Annotated in this window: 22 protein-coding genes and 1 pseudogene; 10 read left to right on the top strand and 13 right to left on the bottom strand. The window is 69.1% G+C overall.

The annotated features are described in order from the left end of the window. The first annotated feature begins 68 nt into the window (after positions 1–68). The 5 genes from Vlu01_RS03865 (at position 69) to Vlu01_RS03845 (ending at position 1439) form a co-directional block, all read left to right on the top strand. A complete protein-coding gene (locus Vlu01_RS03865; RefSeq protein ID WP_203993764.1) occupies positions 69–323 on the top strand; it encodes a hypothetical protein in 255 nt (84 codons plus the stop codon). Further along, a complete protein-coding gene (locus tag Vlu01_RS03860) occupies positions 320–565 on the top strand; it encodes a DivIVA domain-containing protein (RefSeq protein ID WP_203993762.1) in 246 nt (81 codons plus the stop codon). The genes Vlu01_RS03865 and Vlu01_RS03860 overlap by 4 nt, the downstream gene beginning before the upstream one ends. Then, positions 562–813, top strand: coding sequence for a hypothetical protein (locus tag Vlu01_RS03855; RefSeq protein WP_203993760.1), 252 nt, complete (start codon positions 562–564; stop codon positions 811–813). The genes Vlu01_RS03860 and Vlu01_RS03855 overlap by 4 nt, the downstream gene beginning before the upstream one ends. Before the next feature lie 78 nt (positions 814–891). Continuing rightward, positions 892–1161 (top strand): type II toxin-antitoxin system prevent-host-death family antitoxin, encoded by a 270-nt coding sequence (locus tag Vlu01_RS03850; RefSeq protein WP_203993758.1) that lies wholly within the window; start codon positions 892–894, stop codon positions 1159–1161. Beyond that, entirely contained in the window at positions 1158–1439 is a 282-nt protein-coding gene (locus Vlu01_RS03845) for a type II toxin-antitoxin system RelE family toxin (RefSeq protein WP_203993755.1), read from the top strand. Before Vlu01_RS03850 ends, Vlu01_RS03845 begins: the two co-directional genes overlap by 4 nt. A 217-nt stretch (positions 1440–1656) precedes the next feature. Here Vlu01_RS03845 and Vlu01_RS03840 read toward each other — a convergent pair whose 3' ends face one another. The 4 genes and pseudogenes from Vlu01_RS03840 to Vlu01_RS03825 form a co-directional block, all read right to left on the bottom strand. Next, a complete protein-coding gene (locus Vlu01_RS03840; RefSeq protein ID WP_203993754.1) occupies positions 1657–1899 on the bottom strand; it encodes a type II toxin-antitoxin system RelE family toxin in 243 nt (80 codons plus the stop codon). Beyond that, a complete protein-coding gene (locus tag Vlu01_RS03835; RefSeq protein WP_203993751.1) occupies positions 1896–2195 on the bottom strand; it encodes a type II toxin-antitoxin system Phd/YefM family antitoxin in 300 nt (99 codons plus the stop codon). The genes Vlu01_RS03840 and Vlu01_RS03835 overlap by 4 nt, the downstream gene beginning before the upstream one ends. Positions 2196–2892: 697 nt before the next feature. Next, positions 2893–3147: a hypothetical protein gene (locus tag Vlu01_RS03830; RefSeq protein WP_203993749.1), complete on the bottom strand. Its 255-nt coding sequence runs from the start codon at positions 3145–3147 to the stop codon at positions 2893–2895. Next, positions 3116–5017 (bottom strand): annotated as a pseudogene (locus Vlu01_RS03825) (RHS repeat-associated core domain-containing protein); the annotation flags it as partial. The gene Vlu01_RS03830 and the pseudogene Vlu01_RS03825, both read right to left, overlap by 32 nt. Between Vlu01_RS03825 and Vlu01_RS03820 the strand changes: the two are divergent. The 3 genes from Vlu01_RS03820 to Vlu01_RS03810 all read left to right on the top strand — a co-directional run bounded on the left by Vlu01_RS03820 (position 5010) and on the right by Vlu01_RS03810 (position 8030). Then, on the top strand, positions 5010–5372 hold the full coding sequence (locus Vlu01_RS03820; RefSeq protein ID WP_203994537.1) for a hypothetical protein: 363 nt from the start codon (positions 5010–5012) through the stop codon (positions 5370–5372). The pseudogene Vlu01_RS03825 and the gene Vlu01_RS03820 sit on opposite strands and share 8 nt — an antisense overlap. Positions 5373–5582: 210 nt before the next feature. Next, complete coding sequence (locus Vlu01_RS03815) at positions 5583–6422, top strand: YhjD/YihY/BrkB family envelope integrity protein (protein ID WP_203993742.1); 840 nt, start codon at positions 5583–5585, stop codon at positions 6420–6422. 9 nt (positions 6423–6431) lie between these two features. Beyond that, positions 6432–8030, top strand: a complete 1599-nt coding sequence (locus Vlu01_RS03810; RefSeq protein ID WP_203993728.1) for a phytoene desaturase family protein — start codon at positions 6432–6434, stop codon at positions 8028–8030. A gap of 77 nt (positions 8031–8107) precedes the next feature. Here the strand turns inward: Vlu01_RS03810 and Vlu01_RS03805 are convergent, their stop codons facing one another. Next, positions 8108–9676, bottom strand: coding sequence for a Rieske 2Fe-2S domain-containing protein (locus Vlu01_RS03805; RefSeq protein WP_203993725.1), 1569 nt, complete (start codon positions 9674–9676; stop codon positions 8108–8110). A 189-nt stretch (positions 9677–9865) separates the two neighbouring features. Between Vlu01_RS03805 and Vlu01_RS03800 the strand changes: the two genes are divergently transcribed. Then, on the top strand, positions 9866–10087 hold the full coding sequence (locus Vlu01_RS03800; protein ID WP_203993722.1) for a DUF2631 domain-containing protein: 222 nt from the start codon (positions 9866–9868) through the stop codon (positions 10085–10087). Between the two features lie 144 nt (positions 10088–10231). On the opposite strand, the gene Vlu01_RS03795 is transcribed toward Vlu01_RS03800, so the two are convergent. From Vlu01_RS03795 to Vlu01_RS03760, 8 genes are all read right to left on the bottom strand, one after another. Further along, complete coding sequence (locus Vlu01_RS03795) at positions 10232–11308, bottom strand: DivIVA domain-containing protein (RefSeq protein WP_203993719.1); 1077 nt, start codon at positions 11306–11308, stop codon at positions 10232–10234. A 31-nt stretch (positions 11309–11339) separates the two neighbouring features. Continuing rightward, the gene (gene rlmN / locus Vlu01_RS03790) at positions 11340–12491 is read right to left on the bottom strand and encodes a dual-specificity RNA methyltransferase RlmN (RefSeq protein ID WP_203993707.1); all 1152 of its coding nucleotides are present in this window, start codon (positions 12489–12491) and stop codon (positions 11340–11342) included. A 104-nt stretch (positions 12492–12595) separates the two neighbouring features. Further along, positions 12596–14023, bottom strand: a complete 1428-nt coding sequence (locus tag Vlu01_RS03785; RefSeq protein WP_203993704.1) for a phosphatidate cytidylyltransferase — start codon at positions 14021–14023, stop codon at positions 12596–12598. 280 nt (positions 14024–14303) lie between these two features. Then, positions 14304–14861 carry a ribosome recycling factor gene (gene frr, locus Vlu01_RS03780; protein ID WP_203994462.1) on the bottom strand — a complete coding sequence of 186 codons (558 nt, stop codon included), beginning with the start codon at positions 14859–14861 and terminating at the stop codon, positions 14304–14306. Positions 14862–14941: 80 nt separating this feature from the next. Beyond that, positions 14942–15709, bottom strand: a complete 768-nt coding sequence (gene pyrH, locus Vlu01_RS03775) for a UMP kinase (RefSeq protein WP_093401681.1) — start codon at positions 15707–15709, stop codon at positions 14942–14944. Between the two features lie 154 nt (positions 15710–15863). Next, positions 15864–16691, bottom strand: a complete 828-nt coding sequence (tsf, locus tag Vlu01_RS03770; protein ID WP_203993701.1) for a translation elongation factor Ts — start codon at positions 16689–16691, stop codon at positions 15864–15866. A 133-nt stretch (positions 16692–16824) separates the two neighbouring features. Further along, positions 16825–17697 (bottom strand): 30S ribosomal protein S2, encoded by an 873-nt coding sequence (gene rpsB, locus Vlu01_RS03765; RefSeq protein ID WP_203993698.1) that lies wholly within the window; start codon positions 17695–17697, stop codon positions 16825–16827. Between the two features lie 263 nt (positions 17698–17960). Further along, positions 17961–18917 (bottom strand): hypothetical protein, encoded by a 957-nt coding sequence (locus tag Vlu01_RS03760; protein WP_203994460.1) that lies wholly within the window; start codon positions 18915–18917, stop codon positions 17961–17963. 145 nt (positions 18918–19062) lie between these two features. Between Vlu01_RS03760 and Vlu01_RS03755 the strand changes: the two genes are divergently transcribed. Then, positions 19063–19425, top strand: coding sequence for a YraN family protein (locus tag Vlu01_RS03755; protein ID WP_203993695.1), 363 nt, complete (start codon positions 19063–19065; stop codon positions 19423–19425). Positions 19426–19495 lie beyond the last annotated feature (70 nt).

Genomic DNA, 19495 nt, shown 5'->3' with positions numbered 1-19495 from the left:
CGGACGCCTCCCACGAACCTCATCCCGGCGTCCGCTCCGGCCCCGCGACGATTCCACAAGGGAGGACCATGGATTCGATCGACGAAGCCCTCGACGAGATTCCGCTGCCTCCCTACATCAGCGCCGAAGATGTCACATTCGCGCTGCGGGCGATAAGCGTGCACGCCGCAGAACAATGGCCCGACGGCCCGCGCTGCCGCAACGACCGGGCACCCCACCCCTGCCGCCTGCACCGCTGGGGCAGCCGCATCCTCACCATGCGCGGCCTCACCGATCAGCAGATCACCACGATGCTCGCCGAGCAGGAAGCCGCCCGCCCATGATCTACCTGTCCAGGGAGCGCCCGCTCCCCCAGCACTCCCGCGCCGCCACCTTCGAGACCCGCTGGCGCGGCCTCGACCCGGACCAGGTGTACGCCTACCTCAACCGGCTCGCCGACGAACTGGAACGCCTGCACCGCGAACTGACCACCGCCAACACCGAAGCCGAACGCATCCGCCAGGCCCTGCGCCAATGGCACTCCCGCCAGGCCGCCCACCACCACTACGGTCGCGGCTCCCGATGAGCCCACCCCGCTGGGTCATCCACCTACCCACCACCCTGACCAGCCTCGAAGACGCCACCGCGCTCGCCGTGGCCCTCCGCGACTCCCTCGGCCACCTGACGGTCATCGACTTCGGCGAAACCACCCTCAGCGAAGAAGACCGCCAGTCCCTGCGTACCCGAGTCTGGTGCGACACCCCACTCGGCGGCCCCGGACGCTGCCCCCGCCTCAACGCCCACCCGGGCACCTGCGCTCTCGACCGATCTTGACGCCCACGGCCGGGCCCGGCTCGTGTTCTTATGACCTACGTCGACCGTACGATTCGTACGAGTTGTACAATCGGAACCGTGAGTGAGCCCGCAGCCGAACTCCCGATCTCAGACGCCCGCGACAGCCTCGCGGACGTCGTCTCCCGCGCGCACTACGCCGGGAGGATCACCTACGTCACCCGTCGGGGGCAACGCTTGGCCGCCATCGTGCCGGCCGAGGTCGCCGAGGCCATCGAGCGCGCCGAAGACGCCAGCGATGTCGCCGCCGCCCGCGAGGCCCTGACCCGCATTGACGCCGGCGACACCCCGATACCGCTGACCGACCTACGCGATGAGCTCGGCTTGTGACCAGCCCGACTCCACCCGCCTACACCGTCCAGGTCGACCGAGCCGCCGCCAAGCTGCTGCGCAAGCTCGACCGCCCCTTGCAGGCCCGCCTCGTCACCGCGATCGCCAACCTCGCCACCGAACCTCGCCCAGCCGGCGTCAAAGCCCTGACCGGCCACTCCGGCCTGTTCCGTATCCGCGTCGGCGCATACCGCATCATCTACACCGTCCGCGACCAGGAGCTGATCGTGCTCGTCGTCCACCTCGGCCACCGGAGCGACGTCTACGACCTCCTCTGAGGCACCCGGCCCGCCAAGAGAGCCAGGACCTGAGCCTCATCCGTAATACGCAGTCGGCACGCAGGATCGTTCGTCACCACCACACAATGGTGACCAGCCAACCCGCCACAAGCCCAGCTCCTCGCATGCCCAGACGAGCGGTAGCGGGTCGGTCAGGCCCGCTGACCCTCAACCATCAGCTCGTCGCGGTCGAGACAGGTCGCCAGATCCGAGCGGCCTACGAGTAGACGTCCTTGCGATGCCCCACATGGTGGATGGTCAGTTCGTCGTCGTCGAGCCGGTAGAGGACCCGGTAGTCACCGACCCGCAGACGACGCCCAGATCCGTCGCGCATCTCGGTCGAGTTCTGCGGCACAGGATCGGCGACCAAGCCGAGGATCGCGCTCAGGACGGTCAAGAAGACGTTGCGAGGCTGCTTGTGCAGCCAAACCAGCACGTCCCGGTCGATCTGAACCTTCACGCCGCGGCACCGCCGGCCCGGTCAGCCAGCAACGCCTCCACCTCGCGAGGGTCGACCCCTAGCGACTCCAGAGCCGCCGACAGCGGCACGAACTCGCCCTCGGCCCGGGAGCGGGCGATCACGGCAGAGTCCCGGCGGTCCCGAAACGCCTCGATTTCCTCCCACTCGTCGATGCCGATCAGGACGGCCACCGGCCGTTCGTACTTGGTGATGATCACAGGCTCGCCGGTGCGCTCGATCCCCTCCAGCACCCGACCCACGCCATCGCGAAACTCCCGCAGCGTAATCTTCGCCATGTACCGCACCGTACCATGCGGTACCGTTTTGCTCACCCAACACGCCCCCGCCGCTACCTTGGACGTCCGTTGGCAACGCCGCCCCCGCCCGACGACCACTCGGGCACCTACGCGGCAACGGACCGTTGAGCACCACCCGATCAGTCGGTTCGCGGCGCGTCATCGGTCTCCGGCCACGGTGGGTCGGCTGGCGTCCACGGCGGTGTGCCCGTCGATGGGACCCTCGCCTCGGCACCCGGCGTACGGATAGCCCACGGAACGCCGACAACCACCGCGGTCGGCACGACGGCGACCGCCGCGCGTTGCGTTGGCCAACTCGCCAGCAGACGCAGCAGCAACGGCAGTGGCACCATCGCAACTGCGGGGATGCCCGCGACGCAGATCCGGCCGGCCGGTGCCTGCAATGACTCCGTGACGTTGGCAACGAGCACGGCCCCCGGGCCACCACCTCCCACCACGAGCGCTGGAAGACAGCCTGCCCGATACATCCTCAGAACCGACGCATTACACGACCAACGTTCAAAGGCGAAGGCACTAGTCAGCCATGGGCCCAGGCCGGCGGCCAGTCAGAACCGTGACAATCCCTTCACCAACTCTGAGCAGATGGCGGATGCATATGGGAGGATCGGGCAAACAACACTAACCCACACCAAGACAGAAGCGGTACGGTGTAGCCACGACTGCCATGCAATTACTTCTAGTCGTCATCTTCAAGACCGTAGGCATCGATAAACTCGCCTAAGGCGCTCTTTCGTTCAGAATTTAGTTCCAATCGAGTCATATCCCGCACCAAGCGCGCCACTTCGCGCCGCTCATCGTTCGTCATTGCGTCGAATACTGACGCGGCCTGCCCTTGAAGCGACACGGCGAAGTCTGGATCGATTTCAGAATCGGCCGCAACATCAATCGAGACGAGCAGATTAACGAGTACACTTACAACCTGCGAGATCATGCTTCACCACCACTGCCACAATGTTCGTTACGCCAGCATCTCGGAATACCTTGTTGGCCCTACGAAACGCCCTCTCGTTAGGAACCTCCCACCTCCCGGTGTAACCATTCTGCTCAAGAGCCATAGATTGCCGAACTGCCGTATCGACCATCTTGCGCGTGGTGGCAACACCATGCTTTCGATCAATAAGTACACCTGCCGCAGCATCGAAATCATCGAATCTAACCTCAGCAATTTCGAGGGCACCATTCACGTAGTCTAGCGCCGGAACCCGGCCCCCTGAACCGCCCTCATAGTCGGCAGCCTCGGCAGACTTGCTGGCATTCTCCGATACGCGGCTGACTTCGCCGTCACAGTTATGAACCAACAACCGATCCCTGCCCGCAATCACATAGTACGTGTGGGTGTTGGCGACGGTGAGGTTGTGGACGACGGCGCGGGGGACGCTCCAGCGGTCGATGGCGGTGATCTGGACGTAGGTGCCAGCGCTGGTTTGCAGCCACTGCCCGGGCTGGAGGTCGGTGGCGTCGATCCACTCGCCCAGTTCGGGCACCCAGAACGGATGGCCGTCGGTGGCGGTGACCTCGGCGGTTTCGCTGCCGTGGTCGCCGTCGGTGTCGATGACGACCTTCACCAGGTGTTTGACACCGTCGCCGGTGATCGTGGCGGTGACCGTGTCCACCTCGGTACGACCGGTCTCCGGATCGGTGACCACCACCTCGTCGCCGGGCTTGACGTCCTCGATCGCCTTGGTTGAGCCGTCAGCCATGAGGATCTTCGTGCCTGGGACGAAGCTGTTGTTCGGGTTTTTGCACGAGCCACCAGTACTGCCGCCGTTGCTGCGGCTAGAGGCACCCGACGAGCCACCCGGCTTGGAATCGCCCTTGCCGCCACCGGTCTTCTTACCGGCACCGCTGGACGCAGCCGAGGATGCCTTCGGGTTGGAGTTGGCCTGGGCATCCTTCTGGACCCGGTTACCGGTCTTCTTGGCCGTGTTGGTCGCCGCGTTGCTTGTCGTGTTGACCTTGTCGACGGGTTTCTTCTTCGCTGCCTGGGCTGCCTTCCTGGCTCGCTCGATGGCAAGCTTCTTGGCGTTCAGTGCGGCCGTCTGAGCGGCCCGCGCCGCCGCCAACACGACCTCAGCCGCCCGCTTGGCAGCCTGCCACGCCTGGATAGCGTTGATCGTACGGTTGATGGCACCGATGACCTTGGGAGTCTTGGCGACCTTTGTCCAGGGGATCGCGTTGAGAATGAGGCTGCCACACGCCCACAGATCCCCGCCGAAGCAGTTCAGGGCGTCGTTGATGCCGATGAACTCCTTCAGGATGTACCACGCGGAGTCGAGGATGACCGAGATCAACGACCGACCCATGTTGGCCTGCGCCTGAGCTACCATCGCCGACGACAAACCCGCACCGGCCAGCGCCGCCGCCGTCTCCGACGGGGTCAATGCCACCGACAGACCCGACGGGTCGGAGTGGGTGACCGGGTTGTTGTGGGCGTACGTGAAGCCGTTGTTCTGCACCGGATCGGTCAAATCAAGCACCGGGTCCGCGGAGAGGAACCGACCCACCTCCGGGTCATACAGCCGGGCACCCAACGGCACGAAGCCGGAGGCGTCGTCGCGGACCGCGCCGAGGAAGCCCTGGTTGGTCCGGAGATAGCCGCTGACCGCGCCCGTGCGCACGTTGCCGAACGGATCCTGCTTACGGATCCGGGCCTCCATCACACCGGAGAGGTTCACCTCTGCGTACGGGCTGCCCTGATGGTCACCGGCCACCACCGTCAACGGTTGTTGGGCCGTGCCGACGAACTGCCGCAGCACCGCGCCACCGGGAGTCGAGTAGGTGCGCTGAGCGTCGATGAGCGAACGAACTGACCGGGACGGCACTCCGGACCTGCTCTGGCGAAACATGGACGCAGGCACGCTCTACGTCCGGCACGGGCTTCCCGGCACGGGTGCCAACAGCGTGAGCTTGGACTCGCTGAAGCAGGCGGCCAACTCGCGGGACGGCGACGTCCGGATCGGCACGGGTTGGACGGAGGCGGCCTACAACGCGGTGATCGGCATACCGGACGTGAGCGGCGACGGGATACCTGATCTCTGGACCCGCTCCGGCACCGACGGAATGATCCGGCTCCATCGGCCCTCCCTCACCAACATCGACGCGTCAGTTCAGGTCGTTCTGTCGCCTGACTACACCCCCTTCCGTGCCTTCGGCTGACCTTGGCGAGGTCGACATTGCGATGTTGACGGCCCACGGGCAGCTGGGATGCCCGATCCATAGACGCTCTCAGGGCGACAGCGCCGCAGACCCAGGACCTCACCCTGCCGCGTCAGGCTCGCTGACAAGGTTGGAGTGCCCGAACCACCGGCGGTGCGGTTCAGGTAACAGGCACGGTTGTCGGGGCAGCGGACGGGGAACTGAGGCGCGATGGGCGGTGCGTGGGATCGGACGAGACGAATTACCCGGGCGGCTTTCCGCCCGGTACGTGGTCGTGATCTGTCGCTGCACGCCGCCGCGATCACGTTCTACGGGGCGATCGCCGTGGTGCCGGTGGCGCTGCTGGCGATCTGGCTCACCTCACTGCTGGTGGGAGCGTCCAAGGTACGGCGGCTCACCGGGCACGCCGTGGAGACGCTGCCGGACGCGATCGGTGTGCCGCACGCGGTGGTCGCGCTGGTCGAGGCCGGGGTCGGTCTGACGCCCTGGCTGGCGTTGGCCGCGCTGCTGCCGGCCTCGCTGTACGGCGAAGGGCTGCGCCGGGCGTTCGTCTCGGTTGCCGCGCCTCGCTCCGACGAACATCTGATCGGCTGGCGGGGCCGGTTGCTGCTGCTTCCGCTGCTGGCCCCGGCACCGGCGCTGCTGTTGTCGATCCTGCTGGCCCTGCCGACCACCACCGGGCTGGTTCGGCGCGGCGGCTGGGCGGGGGTGCTCGGGGTGGTGCTGTCGTTCCTGGCGGTGTGGCTGGTGCTCACGCCGGTGCTGATGTGGGTGTTCCGGGTGGTCGGACCGGCCTCGCCGGACTGGCTCTCCACGCTGGGGATGGGGTCCTTCACCGCGGCGAATCTCTCCGGCTTCCTGCACGGTTTCGTGCTTTTCGCTTCGCTGCCGCTTGACCTGGGCCTGCCCTTCGGCGGGCTGGACGAGGTGGGGGCCGCCGTGGCGATCCTGCTCTGGCTCTACGTGTTCCACGTGATCGTGCTGGCCGGTTACTCCGCCACTCTGGCCCTGTCCGCTTGGCGCGCCCGCCGCCGGGTCGCGGAGGGTTAGGGTGCGAGGGTGGCGGGTGGTGAGGTGCCGGGGCGCGCGGACGTCGTGATCGTGGGGTCGGGGCACAACGGGTTGGTGTCGGCGATCCTGTTGGCCCGGACCGGGCTGGACGTGCTCGTGCTGGAGGCCGCCGACGTGATCGGCGGCGCGACCCGGACCGAGAACCCCTTCCCGAAGGTGCCCGAACTGCGCCATTCCACCGGGTCGTACCTGCTCGGACTGATGCCGCCGGAGCTGCTGGCCGCGCTCGACGTCCGTATCCCGGTGCTGCGCCGCGACCCGCACTACTTCCTGCCCACCCCCGGCGGGATCGGCTCGCCGTACCTGCTCTTCGGCACCGACGCGGCAGCCAGCCGGGCGCAGCTCGCCGAGGTCTTCTCCCCCGCCGACGCGACCGCCGACGAGGCGTTGCAGGCGGAACTGGCCGCGTTGCGAGAGGACGTCGCGCCGGCCTGGCTGGCCGAGCCGGTGTCGGTGGAGGAGACCGCCGAACGGTACGTCCGTCCCGCGCTGCGACAGGTCTTCGTCGACCTGGTACGCGGCTCCGTCGCCGATTACCTGGCCCGCTTCGACTTTCAGTCCGAGCTGCTGGTCAGCATGTACGCGGTCACCGACGGCCTGTCCGGGCTCAACGCCGGCCCCGACGACCCGGGCACCGGGCACAACTTCCTGGTCCACAACATGTGCCGGCTGCCCGGCTCGGGCGGCACCTGGATGATCGCCGAGGGTGGCATGGGTACGGTGTCGCGGACCTTCGCCGACGCGGCCCGGGCCTCCGGCGCCCGGATCGTCAGCGGCGCCCCGGTCACAGCGATCACCCTCGACGGCGGCGCCGCCAGCGGTGTGGTGCTCGCCGACGGCCGCGAGATCGACGCCGAGGTGGTGCTCGGCGCCTGCGACCCGTACCGGCTGATCGAGCTGTTGCCCGACGGTGCGTTGCCGACCACGCTCACCGGCCGGATGGCGGCGGTCCGGCGCACCGGCAGCACCCTCAAGCTGAACCTGGCGCTGCGTGGTCTGCCCCGTTTCTCCTGCCTGCCCGAGGGCGCGCCGAGCCCGTTCGGCTCGACGATCCACCTGCTGCCCGGGTCGGCGTCGCTGACCGGCGGTGCGGGCGAGTCACCGATGGCGGCGCTACGCGCCATGTGGGCCGACGTGCGGGCCGGGCGGTTGCCGGAGGAGCCGACCATCGAGTGGTACCTGCACACGACCGTCGACCCGTCGCTGGCCGACCCAGCCGGGCACCACTCGTCGGCGCTGTTCGTCCAGTCCGTGCCGTACGAGTTGGCCGACACCACCTGGGACGCGGCGCTGCCCGGTTACGTCGACACGCTGGTCGGCATCTGCGAGCGCTACGCCCCCGGCACCGGCGACCTGATCGCCGACGCGGTGCCGCTGCCGCCGCCCGGCATCGAGGCACATTTCGGCATCACCGGCGGGCACATCCACCACGTGGACAACACCATCTCGTTCGCCGACCGGATGCCCTACGCCACCGGCGTCGACGGGGTGTACGCGGGCAGCGCCGGCTGTCACCCGGCCGGCAGCGTCATCGGGGCCGCCGGCCACAACGCCGCCCAGCGCATCCTCGCCGACCTCGGCCGCTGAGGCGTAAGGAAGGGCACCTTGTTAACGCCTGGCGTACTAAAAGGGGCCCTTCCTAACACTGGGGAAGGCGGCGCGCGTCAGCTGGTGGGTTGAGGGGCCTCTTCGCCGACGCGGTGGGCGCGGACCTTGTGACCGACGCTGGTCAGGCAGCGCCCGCTGGGCAGGTCGAAGCGCCAGCCGTGCAGCTGGCAGGTGAGCTGATCGCCGTCGACGATGCCGAACCGGCTCAGGTCCGCCTTCAGGTGCGGGCAGCGCCGCTGCACCACCCAGTCGCCGATGGTGATGTCCTCGGCGTCCACGGCCCGCTCGTGCTCGTCGTACCAGCCCTCGGCGTACTGGAGGCGCTCGGTGGAGAGGCACTTGAAGAAGGCGTACACGAACTCGTTGTACTGACCGATCCGGGCGGCCGAGAAGCGGCAGGACAGGAAGAGCGAGTTGACCCAGTCCACCTCGCCGATGTGCAGGAGGTGCTCGACCAGCGCCCGCTCGGTACGGAACCGGTAGCGGACCTTCTCGTCGGCGTACGGCCGCACCTGCTTGCCGGGGAAGTCCACCACGATCGACTCGACGCTTTCACCGTCGTAGCCGACCAGGTCGAAGCGGACCGGACCGCCGACACCCTTGGCAAGGTAGATCGACTCGTCGAGCAGCGGCTCGATCCGGCGCTTCAGCTCCTTGAGCACGTCCACCTCGGGGTGCCGCCAGGACGCCTTCTCCGCCTCGATGATCGGCCGCTTACGCTCGCGCATCTCCTCCAGGTGGGCGACCTTGTTGGCGAAGAACTCCGCCACCGGCACCGGGTGGGTGGTGGAGGCGCCGGTCGTGGTGATCTCACTGACGCTGCCCGGCAGCAGCACGATGCCGTTGGTGCCGCCGACCTTGGCGTACTCGGCCAGGAAGACCGACTGGTCGGGGAAGATGTTCCCCTCGTCGCCGAAGATGTCGTTGAACTGCCACAGCTCGTCGTCGAGGAAACACGGCGGGCCGGCGATCGGGAAGACGTGGTCGGCCTTGAGGTCGTCGATGTAGCGCCAGGTGCGGTCGAACTGCCGGTCCCGCTTCTGCTTGCCGAATGCGGTCTTCGCCGCGTTCGGCAGCTCGTAGACCATCGGGTACCAGATCGCGCCGGAGAACTGCAGCAGGTGCGCGTGCACGTGGCCCAGCTCGGCGAAGGTGCTCAGGTCGGTCGGGCGGGCGTCGTTCTGGTTGAGCAGCCGGATGCCGTCGTACTCCACCCAGAGCGAGGAGTCACCGATCGGACCGTCGGTCGGGCTGGTCAGCGCCTGGATCATCACCTTGAGGCCGCCGTCGAGCTCGACGACCTCCTCGTTGCGGGTCTTCAGGAACTTCGTGAAGCCCAGCTCGCGGAACTCGTCCTCCATCTCCGAGGTGGGGAACTCGGGCAGCAGGACGGTGGCCTTCTTCGACACGTACCGCTTGAGGTGCGCCGCGTCGAAGTGGTCCCGGTGCAGGTGGGAGACGTACAGGTAGTCGACGTCGCCGAGGGCTTCCCAGTCGAGTTGCGAGTTGTCGGGGAACGGAAACCAGGAGGCGAAGTAGGCCGGATTGACCCACGGGTCGCACAGGATGCTGCCCGCGGCCGTGTCGATCCGCATGCTCGCGTGCCCCGTACCGGTCACTCGCACCGCAGTTCCCCCTCAAAGAGACAATCAAGGTGTACGCCCCAGAACGCTACCGGAGGCAGTCTGGTCCTCGCCCAGCGACGCCGGTAGTGCCCTACCACCCACCTGAGCGGGCCTATCGGCCCTGGCCGGAAACCCTCGCAGGGGACGTGCCAGACTAGCCGGAGATCCGTTCGCGAGGAAGGACCGACAGTGGCAGGAAGCGAGCCGGTAACGTCGCCAGACCAGCACAAGCCTGGGCACCGTAAGGCCGGGCGGATCGGCGCGGTGCTCACCGCGTTCGCGCTGCTGGCGATGCTCTGCGGCAACCACGAGGGCAGGGTCGAGGATCTCTGGCTGATCGGCCTGGCCGCACTCCTGCTGCTCATCGTGATCGGTGACGCGGTGCTGCGCCGCAACGGCCTGCGCTCCTGACGCATCGGCCTTACCCGCGACGGTTTGCGCTCCCGACGGACCAGCTCCCGGGTGACCGTCGACCCACCCGCCGCACCACCCACACGACGACGCGCGAGGGCCCGCCCCGGTCTCCGGAGGCGGGCCCTCGCGCGTCGATGTGCGTCAGCGGCCGAAGAGAATGTCCTGCACGTTCTTCAGTGCGGCGTCGACCTCGGCCTCGAAGTAACCGCCCTGCACCAGTCCGAAGCGCAGCGTGTCCAGGTCCTTCGGGTTCACCGGCATCTGGTTGCGTCCGGCCATCCCCCCGAGCAGTGTCTCGAAGAACCGGTCCACCTGGTCGGGGTCGTACCCACTGCCGAAGCGGCGGACCTGGAAGCTTCGCCGGATCTGGTCCACCCGGTAGAGGTCACTGCCGGGCGGACCGGCCATCGGCGGGCCGGCCATCGCTGGGGGGCCACCCATCGGAGGCCCGCCAAGGGCCTGCTGCGGCAGGTTGGGAGGGCCAGCCGGGCCGCGGCGCGGGTCCCGGTCCGACAGCCTCATCTCGGCGGTCATGTCGGTACGGCCGTGTCGACCCGCCTCGAACCCGTCGAAGCGCTGCTCGTCCGGCGGCGGGCCATAGCCTCCGGGGGCGTCCGGCGGACCGTAACCACCGGGACCGTCCGGCGGACCGTAGCCGCCGGGGCCCGCGGGCAGACCACGCGGTGGAGGTCCGCCGTGCCCCATGCCGCCCGGAGGGCCCATCGGCGCACCCGGACCCATCGGAGCAGCGCCGCGCGGGCCGTCATAACCACCCCGGGGAGCGTTGTCGTAACCGCCGGCGAAGGCACCGGTCGGCTCGTCATAGCGGCCGTAGGGGGGCCCGGGCTGTGCCGGCATCCCCCGCGGCGGCATCGGCGGCTGCGGCACCGGAGACATGCCACGGTCCTCGCGCATGCCCGGACCCATCCGCTCCACCGGACCCATCCGGCCATCGCCGCGCCCGGGAGCGCCGCCGCGTTCCTCCAGCTCGGCCAACTGCCGTTCGACCCGGTCGAGGTGCAGGTCGACCTGCCACTCGTCATAGCCGTTGAAGCGAACCCGGAAGACGACGTCATGGACCTCCTGCGAGGCCACCGGCGCTCCGACCGGCTGACCGGCGAGTGTCGCCTCGACCCGGTCCAGGAAGGCGTCCACCTCGTCAACCTTGTATCCCCGGCGGAGCGCCTTACGCCGGAAACGCTGACCCTGACTCGCCACTATGTCTCCTGGTCTCGTTCGCCACGCCCGGTCACGCCGTCATCTCCCCGGCCGGGTCGGTGCCACTGTCCTCCGCGGCGGCCAGCTGCCCACACGCTCCGTCGATCTCGCGACCTCGGGTGTCCCGCACCGTGGTGGACACCCCGGCGTCGCGCAACCGCCGGACAAACTCCCGCTCGACCGGCTTCGGGCTCGCATCCCAGCGGCTACCCGGAGTCGGGTTGAGCGGGATCAGGTTCACGTGGGCCAGCTTGCCGGCCAGCAGCCGGCCGAGCAGGTCAGCTCGCCACGGCTGGTCGTTCACGTCCTTGATCATCGCGTACTCGATCGACACACGACGGCCCGTGCGGGCCGCGTAGGCCCAGGCTGCGTCCAGCACCTCGCACACCTTCCAGCGCTGGTTGACCGGCACGAGTTCGTCGCGCAGCTCATCATCGGGGGCATGCAGCGACAACGCAAGAGTCACGGAGAGGTCTTCGCTGGCCAGTCGGTGGATGGCCGGCACCAGCCCGACTGTGGAAACGGTGATGTGACGCTGTGACAGGCCGAGCCCTTCGGGTGCCGGTGCGACCAGGCGGCGGATCGCGGTGACAACCCTGTTGTAGTTCGCCAGCGGCTCGCCCATGCCCATGAAGACCACGTGTGACAGCCTCGGCGGTGACCCGGCGACCTTGCCGGAGGCGGCCACGCCCGCGAGGTAGACCGCCTGGTCGACGATCTCGGCGGTGGAGAGGTTCCGAGTCAGGCCGGCTTGGCCGGTCGCGCAGAACGGGCAGGCCATGCCGCATCCCGCCTGGCTGGAGATGCAGACGGTGACCCGGTCCGGGTAGCCCATCAGCACGCTCTCCACCAGCGACCCGTCGTGCAGCCGCCACAACGCCTTGCGGGTGGCCCCGTCGTCGCAGGCCAGCTCGCGTACCGGCGTGAGCAGCCGGGGCAGCAGCTGGTCGGCGAGACGCTCGCGGGACGACGTCGGCAGGTCGGTCATCAGCGCGGGGTCACGCACCAGCCGGCCGAAGTAGTGGGTGGAGATCTGCCGGGCGCGGAACGACGCCTCGCCCAACTTCGTGACCAGGTCCTTGCGGCCGGCCAGGTCGAGATCGGCGAGGTGTTGCGGTGGCATTGCCGCCCGGCGCGCACCTGGCGCGTCCGGGTCGACCGGGATCAGGGGAAGACTCGTCATGGCACATCCAGTCTGGCACGCTCGGCCGGAGACGCACCCCTGCGGAGGTGCCGGGTCCGCTCCCGCCTCGTCCGCGCCACGGTCCCGCCGGCGTGGGTCATGCCTCAGTTCACCGCCGGAACGAACATCACGAGCAACAGGTACGCCGTCGGCACCGCGAACAGGACGGAATCGAGCCGGTCCATCAGCCCGCCATGGCCGGGCAGCAGGTTGCTCATGTCCTTCACGCCGAGATCCCGCTTGATCATCGATTCGGCGAGGTCGCCGAGGACGGCAGCGCCGGAGACCGCCACCCCGAACACGGCACCCCACCAGGGCGCCACGTCGAACAGCGCCCAGAGCAGCACACCACTGCCCAGCGCCGCAGCGCCCACCGAGCCGGCGAAGCCCTCCCAGGACTTCTTCGGGCTGATCGTCGGGGCCATCGGGTGCTTGCCGAAGTTCGCGCCGGCCGCGTACCCACCGGTGTCGGAGAGCACCACCGCGACCAGCGTCACCAACACCCGCAGCGCCCCGTCATCGGGAGACGACGCGAGCAGGGCGGCGAAGCCGCCGAGGAAGGGCACGTACACCGCGATCAGGGTCGCCGCGGTCATGTCCCGCCGCAGGTTGGCCGTGCCGTCGCCAAGCCGCCAGACGAACGTGCCCGTGATGGTGACCAGGAGGCCGAGCAGGAGCGCGTCCATCCCGGCGAACCACGCCAGCGTGACGGTGAGTACCCCACCGGCGACCAGCGGCACCAGGGGCACCTCGGCACCCTGGCGGCGCACCGCCCGGGACATCTCCCAGATGCCGATGCCGAACGCGGCGGCGAGCACCAGCAGGAATGCCGGGGTGTACAGGAACAGGGGCAGCAGGACCGCCGCGCCCAGGCAGACCCCGACCGTGATGGCCGCCGGCAAGTTCCGACCGGCCCGGCTCGCGCTCTGCCGGGTGGCCGGGCGGCCCGCACCGGCCCGACGCCGACCACGGTGACGCCGGCCCGGCCCGTCCTGCCCGGTCGCCTCGGGGTCAGCGTCCCCGGTCGCAACGGCCGCGAGCTGCGTGGTCGGCGCGTCGTCGTGGCCCACCTGGTCACCGACCCGCACCGGTGCCATCTGGGTGGTGGGCGCGTCGTCGTGGTCCCGACCGTCGCCGACCCGCACCGGCGCGATCTGCGCGGTGGGTGCGTCGCCGTGGTTCAGGTCGCGGGCACCGGTGCGCGTGTTCGGTGGCTGGTCCCAGCCAGCGGGTCCACGCCCGGTCCAGCTCTCCTGGGTCGGCCGGCCGCCACCGTCCGGATCCGCGTCGTACGGCTCGCCGAAGCCGGCACCGACCGGGCCGTCCCGGTCGTCAGGGCGGTCGGCGTACAGGTGATCGGAGTGCGGGCCGGGACGGGTGCGCGGGCTGGCGTACATCTCGGCACCGGGTTTAGGGCCTCGGCCCCACGGACCGGGTTCGACGTCTGGATCCGGCCAGGGCAGGGAGGTGGGTCGGTCCGGGCGATCCCAGTCACGGGCTTCGGCGCCGCCGTAGGGGTCGAGGTGGGACATCACGCACCAGGGGGGAGCGGTACGAGATCCACCACTTGACGCACAGCCACTACCATCCCCTACCCGCGCGAGGCGCTCCGTCTGAAATGCCGGCCTGTCGGCTGGCTGATCCCCGCCGTTCACTGTCGGGTCACCGGGAATCGTGCCGAGCCTACTGCACCCGCCCGTCCGGCAGGACGTGCCGGTGTCCGCTCCCACCAGCTTGATCATGAAGTTGTCACCACGCCACGCCGGACGGGGTGGCAGCATCTTCATGATCAAGCAGGCGGTGACCTCGGCGTCAGACTTCCAGGAGTTCGGACTCCTTGTGCTTGACCAACTCGTCGACGTGCGCCACGTATCGCTGGGTCAGGTCGTCCAGTTCCTTCTCCGCGCGCCGGCCCTCGTCCTCGCCGACCTCGCCGTCCTTGACCATCCGGTCCAGCTCTTCCTTGCCCTTGCGGCGGATGTTACGGATGGCGACCTTCGCCTCCTCACCCTTCTGCCGAGCCACCTTGATCATCTCGCGGCGGCGTTCCTCGGTCATCTGCGGGAGCAGGATGCGCAGCTGATTGCCCTCGTTGTTCGGGTTGACCCCGAGGTCCGAGTCGCGGATCGCCTTCTCCATGGCGTTGGTCTGCGAGTTGTCGTACGGCTTGATGATGGCCATCCGCGGCTCGGGAACAGCCACCGATGCCATCTGCGTCAGGGGGGTCGGACTGCCGTAGTAGTCGATCATGATCTTGGAGAACATGGCCGGAGTCGCGCGACCGGTGCGGATGGCGCCGAACTCCTCCTTGGCGTGCTCGACCGCACGCTCCATCTTCTCCTCGGCCTCGAGGAGGGTGTCGTCGATCACCGGTCTCCTCGCCTCCTTCTTGTGCTCGTCGTGGGCTTGTCGGGTCACCGTGACCGCCGGGGATCGCCTCGGCGGTCGGCTCAGGTGGTGATCAGGGTGCCGATCTTGTCGCCACCCACGGCCCGGACGATGGTGTCGTCGCCCTGCGCGCCGAAGACCAGCATCGGCAGGCCGTTCTCCATGCAGAGGCTGAAGGCAGCCGCGTCGGCGACCCGAAGGTTGCGACGCAGCACCTCGGAGAAGGTGATCGAGTCGAACTTACTGGCGGTCGGATCGATCCGGGGGTCAGCCGTGTAGACGCCGTCCACCCCGTTCTTGCTCATCAGCACGACGTCCGCGTGGATCTCCAACGCGCGCTGGGCGGCCACCGTGTCGGTGGAGAAGTACGGCATTCCCGCGCCGGCGCCGAAGATGACGACCCGGCCCTTCTCCAGATGCCGGATCGCCCGCAGCGGGATGTACGGCTCTGCCACCTGGGCCATCGTGATGGCGCTCTGCACACGGGTCTCGATGCCCTCCTTCTCCAGGAAGTCCTGGAGGGCCAGGCAGTTCATCACCGTGCCGAGCATGCCCATGTAGTCCGCCCGGGCGCGGTCCATGCCCCGCTTCTGCAACTCCGCGCCACGGAAGAAGTTGCCGCCGCCGACCACCACGGAAACCTGCACACCCCGGCGTACCACGGTGGCGATCTGCCGGGCGATGGCCTGCACGACGTCCGGGTCGACGCCGATGGCGCCCCCGCCGAACACCTCGCCGGAGAGCTTCAACACCACCCGCCTGGCCCGGCCGGGCGGTGGTGCTGTCGGATCGTCCGCTGCCAACGTCCGGTCACTCACAACCTGCGTCATCCGCCCGTCCTTCCCCCACTGGCGCGCTCGGGTGCGCGTACCTGCCGCTGCCGACCTTATGGGACGAGGGGGCCGCGGTGTGTATCGCGTACACCGGCGGCCCCCTCGTCTCGTCGTTGCTCCCAGCTCGCGGGCGTCGGACGCCCGAGCCGGCTCAGGCCTGGCCGACCTCGAACCGCACGAAGCCGGTGACCTCGATGCCCGCCTCGGCCAGCACCTGCTTCACGGTCTTCTTGTTGTCGGTGACCGAGGACTGCTCCAGCAGGACGAAGTCCTTGAAGAACGAGTTGACCCGGCCTTCGACGATCTTCGGCAGCGCGGCCTCGGGCTTGTTCTCCTCGCGTGCGGTCTGCTCGGCGATGCGCCGCTCGGAGTCGACGACCTCGGCCGGCACCTCGTCGCGGGTGAGGTACTGCGGCCGCATCGCGGCGATCTGCATCGCCGCGCCGCGCGCGTCGGCATCGCCCGCCTCGTCGGTCTTGCCGGTGTACTGCACCAGCACGCCAACCGCCGGGGGCAGGTCCTGCGCCTTGCGGTGCAGGTAGACCGCGACGGTGCCGTCGAGCTTGGCGAACCGGTTGAGCACCAGCTTCTCGCCGATCTTGGCGGACTGCTCCTGGACCAGGTCGGCCACGGTACGACCGTCGAGCTCGCTGGCCAGCAGCTCCTCGGCGGTGCTGACGCCGGAGCGCTCGCCGTGCTCGACGAGTTGCTGCGCCAGCGCGATGAAGCTGTCGTTCTTGGCGACGAAGTCGGTCTCGCAGTTGAGTTCGAGCAGCGCCTTGCCGGAGTGGGCGACCAGACCGTTCGCGGCGGTCCGGCCGGCCCGCTTGCCGACGTCCTTGGCGCCCTTGACGCGCAGGATCTCGACGGCCTTGTCGAAGTCGCCCTCGGCCTCGGTCAGCGCCTTCTTGCTGTCCATCATGCCGGCGCCGGTCAGGTCGCGGAGCTTCTTGACGTCCGCGGCGGTGATCTGGGACATGGCTCTCTCTTCGATGTTGAGACTGCGTGGAATGGTCTGAGGTGACGGTTACCCGGTTCCGAGAGGTTCGTGCCCGGCCTACCCGCCGCCGGCCACCGTCAGCGGAACGGACGGTGGCCGGACGGCGACACAGTCACTGACCGGAGACGGCGGCCGGCTGCTCGGCTGCGGGCTGCTCGGCGGCCGGCTGCTCGGCTGCGGGCTGCTGCTCATCGGCCTTCTTCGGCTCCTCGAGCAGCTCGCGCTCCCACTCGGCCAACGGCTCGTCGGTGGCGACCCCCGCCTCCGGCTTCTCGTCTCCGCCCCGGCGACGACCGGAGCGAGCGATCAGGCCGTCGGCGACGGCGGCGGCGACGACCCTGGTCAGCAGCTCGGCCGAGCGGATCGCGTCGTCGTTGCCCGGGATCGGGAAGTCGACCTCGTCCGGGTCGCAGTTGGTGTCGAGCACGGCGATCACCGGGATGCCCAGCTTGCGGGCCTCGTCGACGGCGATGTGCTCCTTCTTGGTGTCGACCACCCAGACCGCGGCCGGGAGCTTCTGCATGTCCCGCAGGCCACCCAGGGTGCGAGTCAGCTTGATCTTCTCGCGGGAGAGCTGCAGGGTCTCCTTCTTGGTGTAGCCGGCGGCGGTGCCGCTGAGGTCACCGAGGGCCTCCAGCTCCTTCATCCGCTGCAGCCGCTTGTACACCGTCTGGAAGTTGGTCAGCATGCCGCCCAGCCAGCGGTGGTTGACGAACGGCTGGCCGACGCGGGTTGCCTGCTCGGCGATCGCTTCCTGCGCCTGCTTCTTCGTGCCGACGAAGAGGATGCTGCCGCCCTCGGCCACCGTGTTGCGCACGAAGTCGTACGCCTTCTCGATGTAGTCGAGGGTCTGGCGCAGGTCGATGATGTAGATGCCGTTGCGCTCGGTGAAGATGAAGCGCTTCATCTTCGGGTTCCAGCGCCGGGTCTGGTGCCCGAAGTGAACACCACTCTCCAGCAGCTGACGCATGGTCACGACGGCCATGATTCGTACTCCTTGCGGTCCCTGGTTGTCCCGCCCGGCCAGGCGGCTGGGCGTCCTGGTGCCCGGTCGTCGGCCAGGGTGGGCCCGACGAAATCGGGACCAGGGAGGCCGCCGCCACACGACGACTCGTGAGGAGGGCACGCGAGGTCGACCGCACGAGGCGGTCGCCGGTTGACCAGTGTACGCGCCCTCCCGGCGGATCCACGCCCGGGTGCAACGCGGACCCGCCCGGGGCGATCGACGCCCGCGCGGCGCGAATCCGCTCAGCCGGCAGCGATCGCGGCCACCAGGAAGAGCGCCAGGCCGACCGTCAGGTACGCGGTCGGCGGTCGCAGCCACCCCCGGGCGCCGTCGGTCAGCGAGAACCCGGTCGTCCGCAGCCCGTAGAGGCCGGCCGCGAAGATCGGCAGACCGCAGACCAGGAACGTGCCCGCCAGGACGTCCCCGGCGACCACCGGATCCGCCGTCGCGCCGTGCAGCAGCACCCGCACCGCCGGCAACTCGAAGATCACGACCAGCGCGGCGAAGAGCACCGCGAGCACCGGTCGTCGCGTCCGGTAGACGCCGTCCCCGGCCGGCAGGCTTGGCTGGACGCCACCCGTCTGGATGCCACCCGCCTGAACGCCACTCGTCTGGTAGCCGGAGCCCGGGTGGCCGGTCATGGCCTCGACGTGGCCGGGCGGGACCTCGCCCACCGGCGGTTCCACCCGGGGTGCCACCGACGGCACCGGCCCGGTCGGCTGCTCCAGCGGATTGGTGCCCTCGGGCACACGCTTCGCCTCGACGATCGGATATCCGGCCAGCACGGCGCGGGTCGGATCGGTCGACGACGGCGCCCCGCCACTGGTCGGGCCCACCTCGCGGGCAGCACGTCGGCCCGGACGATCGGCCGGCAACTCACCGGAAACGTCCGGCTCCGTCGGTTCGGCCCGGCGGGAACGCGACGCCCGGTAGCGCTCGGTCTCTGCGGCGACGTCCCCCAGCGGGTCCGTCAGGGCTGCGCGTCGCGGCGAGCCGTACCGGTCGTCGTCGTCACCCCGCTGCTCGGGGACCGCCCTCGGCTCGTCTGCGGGGTAGTGCCCGTCCCCCGTCGGGCGCCACTGCGGTTCGGCGTAACCACGGTCATGATCAGCCGGGTACCAGCGCGACTCCTGGTCGTCGGCGAAACTGCGTCGTCCGTCCACGCCGGCACCGTATGCGACCAGCGGTTCGTACGCCATCCGGCCCGGCACCTGCCCGTCCGGAAACTGCCGCCAATAGCACATCCAGGCCATGATCGTCTGATTGTCCACAACACCCTCGGTTGTCCACAGATCAGCATGGCGGGGTCGCCGCGAGTCCTGGCACGGGAGCAGGGTGCCGGTCATGACCAAGCGGAACCAGGCGGTCGGCGGGTACGGGGAACGCTGCGCCGTACGACACCTCATCGAGGCGGGACTACGCCCGGTGGCCCGCAACTGGCGCTGCCCCGCCGGAGAGATCGACATCATCGCCTGGGACGGGCCGGTGCTCGCCTTCTGCGAGGTGAAGACGCGCCGCACTGTCACCTTCGGCAGCCCCGCCGAGGCGGTGGTGCCCCGCAAGGCCCGTCGCCTGCGAGGGCTTGCCGCCGCCTGGCTGGCCGCCACCGGCACCACCGCCGACGAGGTTCGTTTCGACGTCATCTCGGTGCTGCTGCCCCGCGCCGGTCGGGCAAGCGTCGAGCACGTCAAGGACGCGTTCCGATGAGCGAACGCAGGGAGCGAATCATCGGTGTCGTGGTGGCTCATCGCGACGCCGAGCGCAGCGAGGTGACGCC

The sequence above is a fragment of the Micromonospora lutea genome (assembly GCF_016863535.1).
GTDB lineage: Bacteria > Actinomycetota > Actinomycetes > Mycobacteriales > Micromonosporaceae > Micromonospora > Micromonospora lutea.
Note: the sequence above shows the minus strand (reverse complement) of the source record. Positions and strands in the feature narration are given on the sequence as shown.

What these genes read in the sequence shown, in the direction of transcription:
- Vlu01_RS03865 (WP_203993764.1), top strand. Translation starts at nt 69, where the DNA reads ATGGATTCGATCGACGAAGCCCTCGACGAGATTCCGCTGCCTCCCTAC.
- Vlu01_RS03860 (WP_203993762.1), top strand. Translation starts at nt 320, where the DNA reads ATGATCTACCTGTCCAGGGAGCGCCCGCTCCCCCAGCACTCCCGCGCC.
- Vlu01_RS03855 (WP_203993760.1), top strand. Translation starts at nt 562, where the DNA reads ATGAGCCCACCCCGCTGGGTCATCCACCTACCCACCACCCTGACCAGC.
- Vlu01_RS03835 (WP_203993751.1), bottom strand. Translation starts at nt 2,195, where the DNA reads ATGGCGAAGATTACGCTGCGGGAGTTTCGCGATGGCGTGGGTCGGGTG.
- Vlu01_RS03830 (WP_203993749.1), bottom strand. Translation starts at nt 3,147, where the DNA reads ATGATCTCGCAGGTTGTAAGTGTACTCGTTAATCTGCTCGTCTCGATT.
- Vlu01_RS03820 (WP_203994537.1), top strand. Translation starts at nt 5,010, where the DNA reads ATGAGCGAACGAACTGACCGGGACGGCACTCCGGACCTGCTCTGGCGA.
- Vlu01_RS03815 (WP_203993742.1), top strand. Translation starts at nt 5,583, where the DNA reads ATGGGCGGTGCGTGGGATCGGACGAGACGAATTACCCGGGCGGCTTTC.
- rlmN (WP_203993707.1), bottom strand. Translation starts at nt 12,491, where the DNA reads ATGACGAGTCTTCCCCTGATCCCGGTCGACCCGGACGCGCCAGGTGCG.
- Vlu01_RS03785 (WP_203993704.1), bottom strand. Translation starts at nt 14,023, where the DNA reads ATGTCCCACCTCGACCCCTACGGCGGCGCCGAAGCCCGTGACTGGGAT.
- pyrH (WP_093401681.1), bottom strand. Translation starts at nt 15,709, where the DNA reads ATGACGCAGGTTGTGAGTGACCGGACGTTGGCAGCGGACGATCCGACA.
- tsf (WP_203993701.1), bottom strand. Translation starts at nt 16,691, where the DNA reads ATGTCCCAGATCACCGCCGCGGACGTCAAGAAGCTCCGCGACCTGACC.
- rpsB (WP_203993698.1), bottom strand. Translation starts at nt 17,697, where the DNA reads ATGGCCGTCGTGACCATGCGTCAGCTGCTGGAGAGTGGTGTTCACTTC.
- Vlu01_RS03760 (WP_203994460.1), bottom strand. Translation starts at nt 18,917, where the DNA reads ATGGCGTACGAACCGCTGGTCGCATACGGTGCCGGCGTGGACGGACGA.
- Vlu01_RS03755 (WP_203993695.1), top strand. Translation starts at nt 19,063, where the DNA reads ATGACCAAGCGGAACCAGGCGGTCGGCGGGTACGGGGAACGCTGCGCC.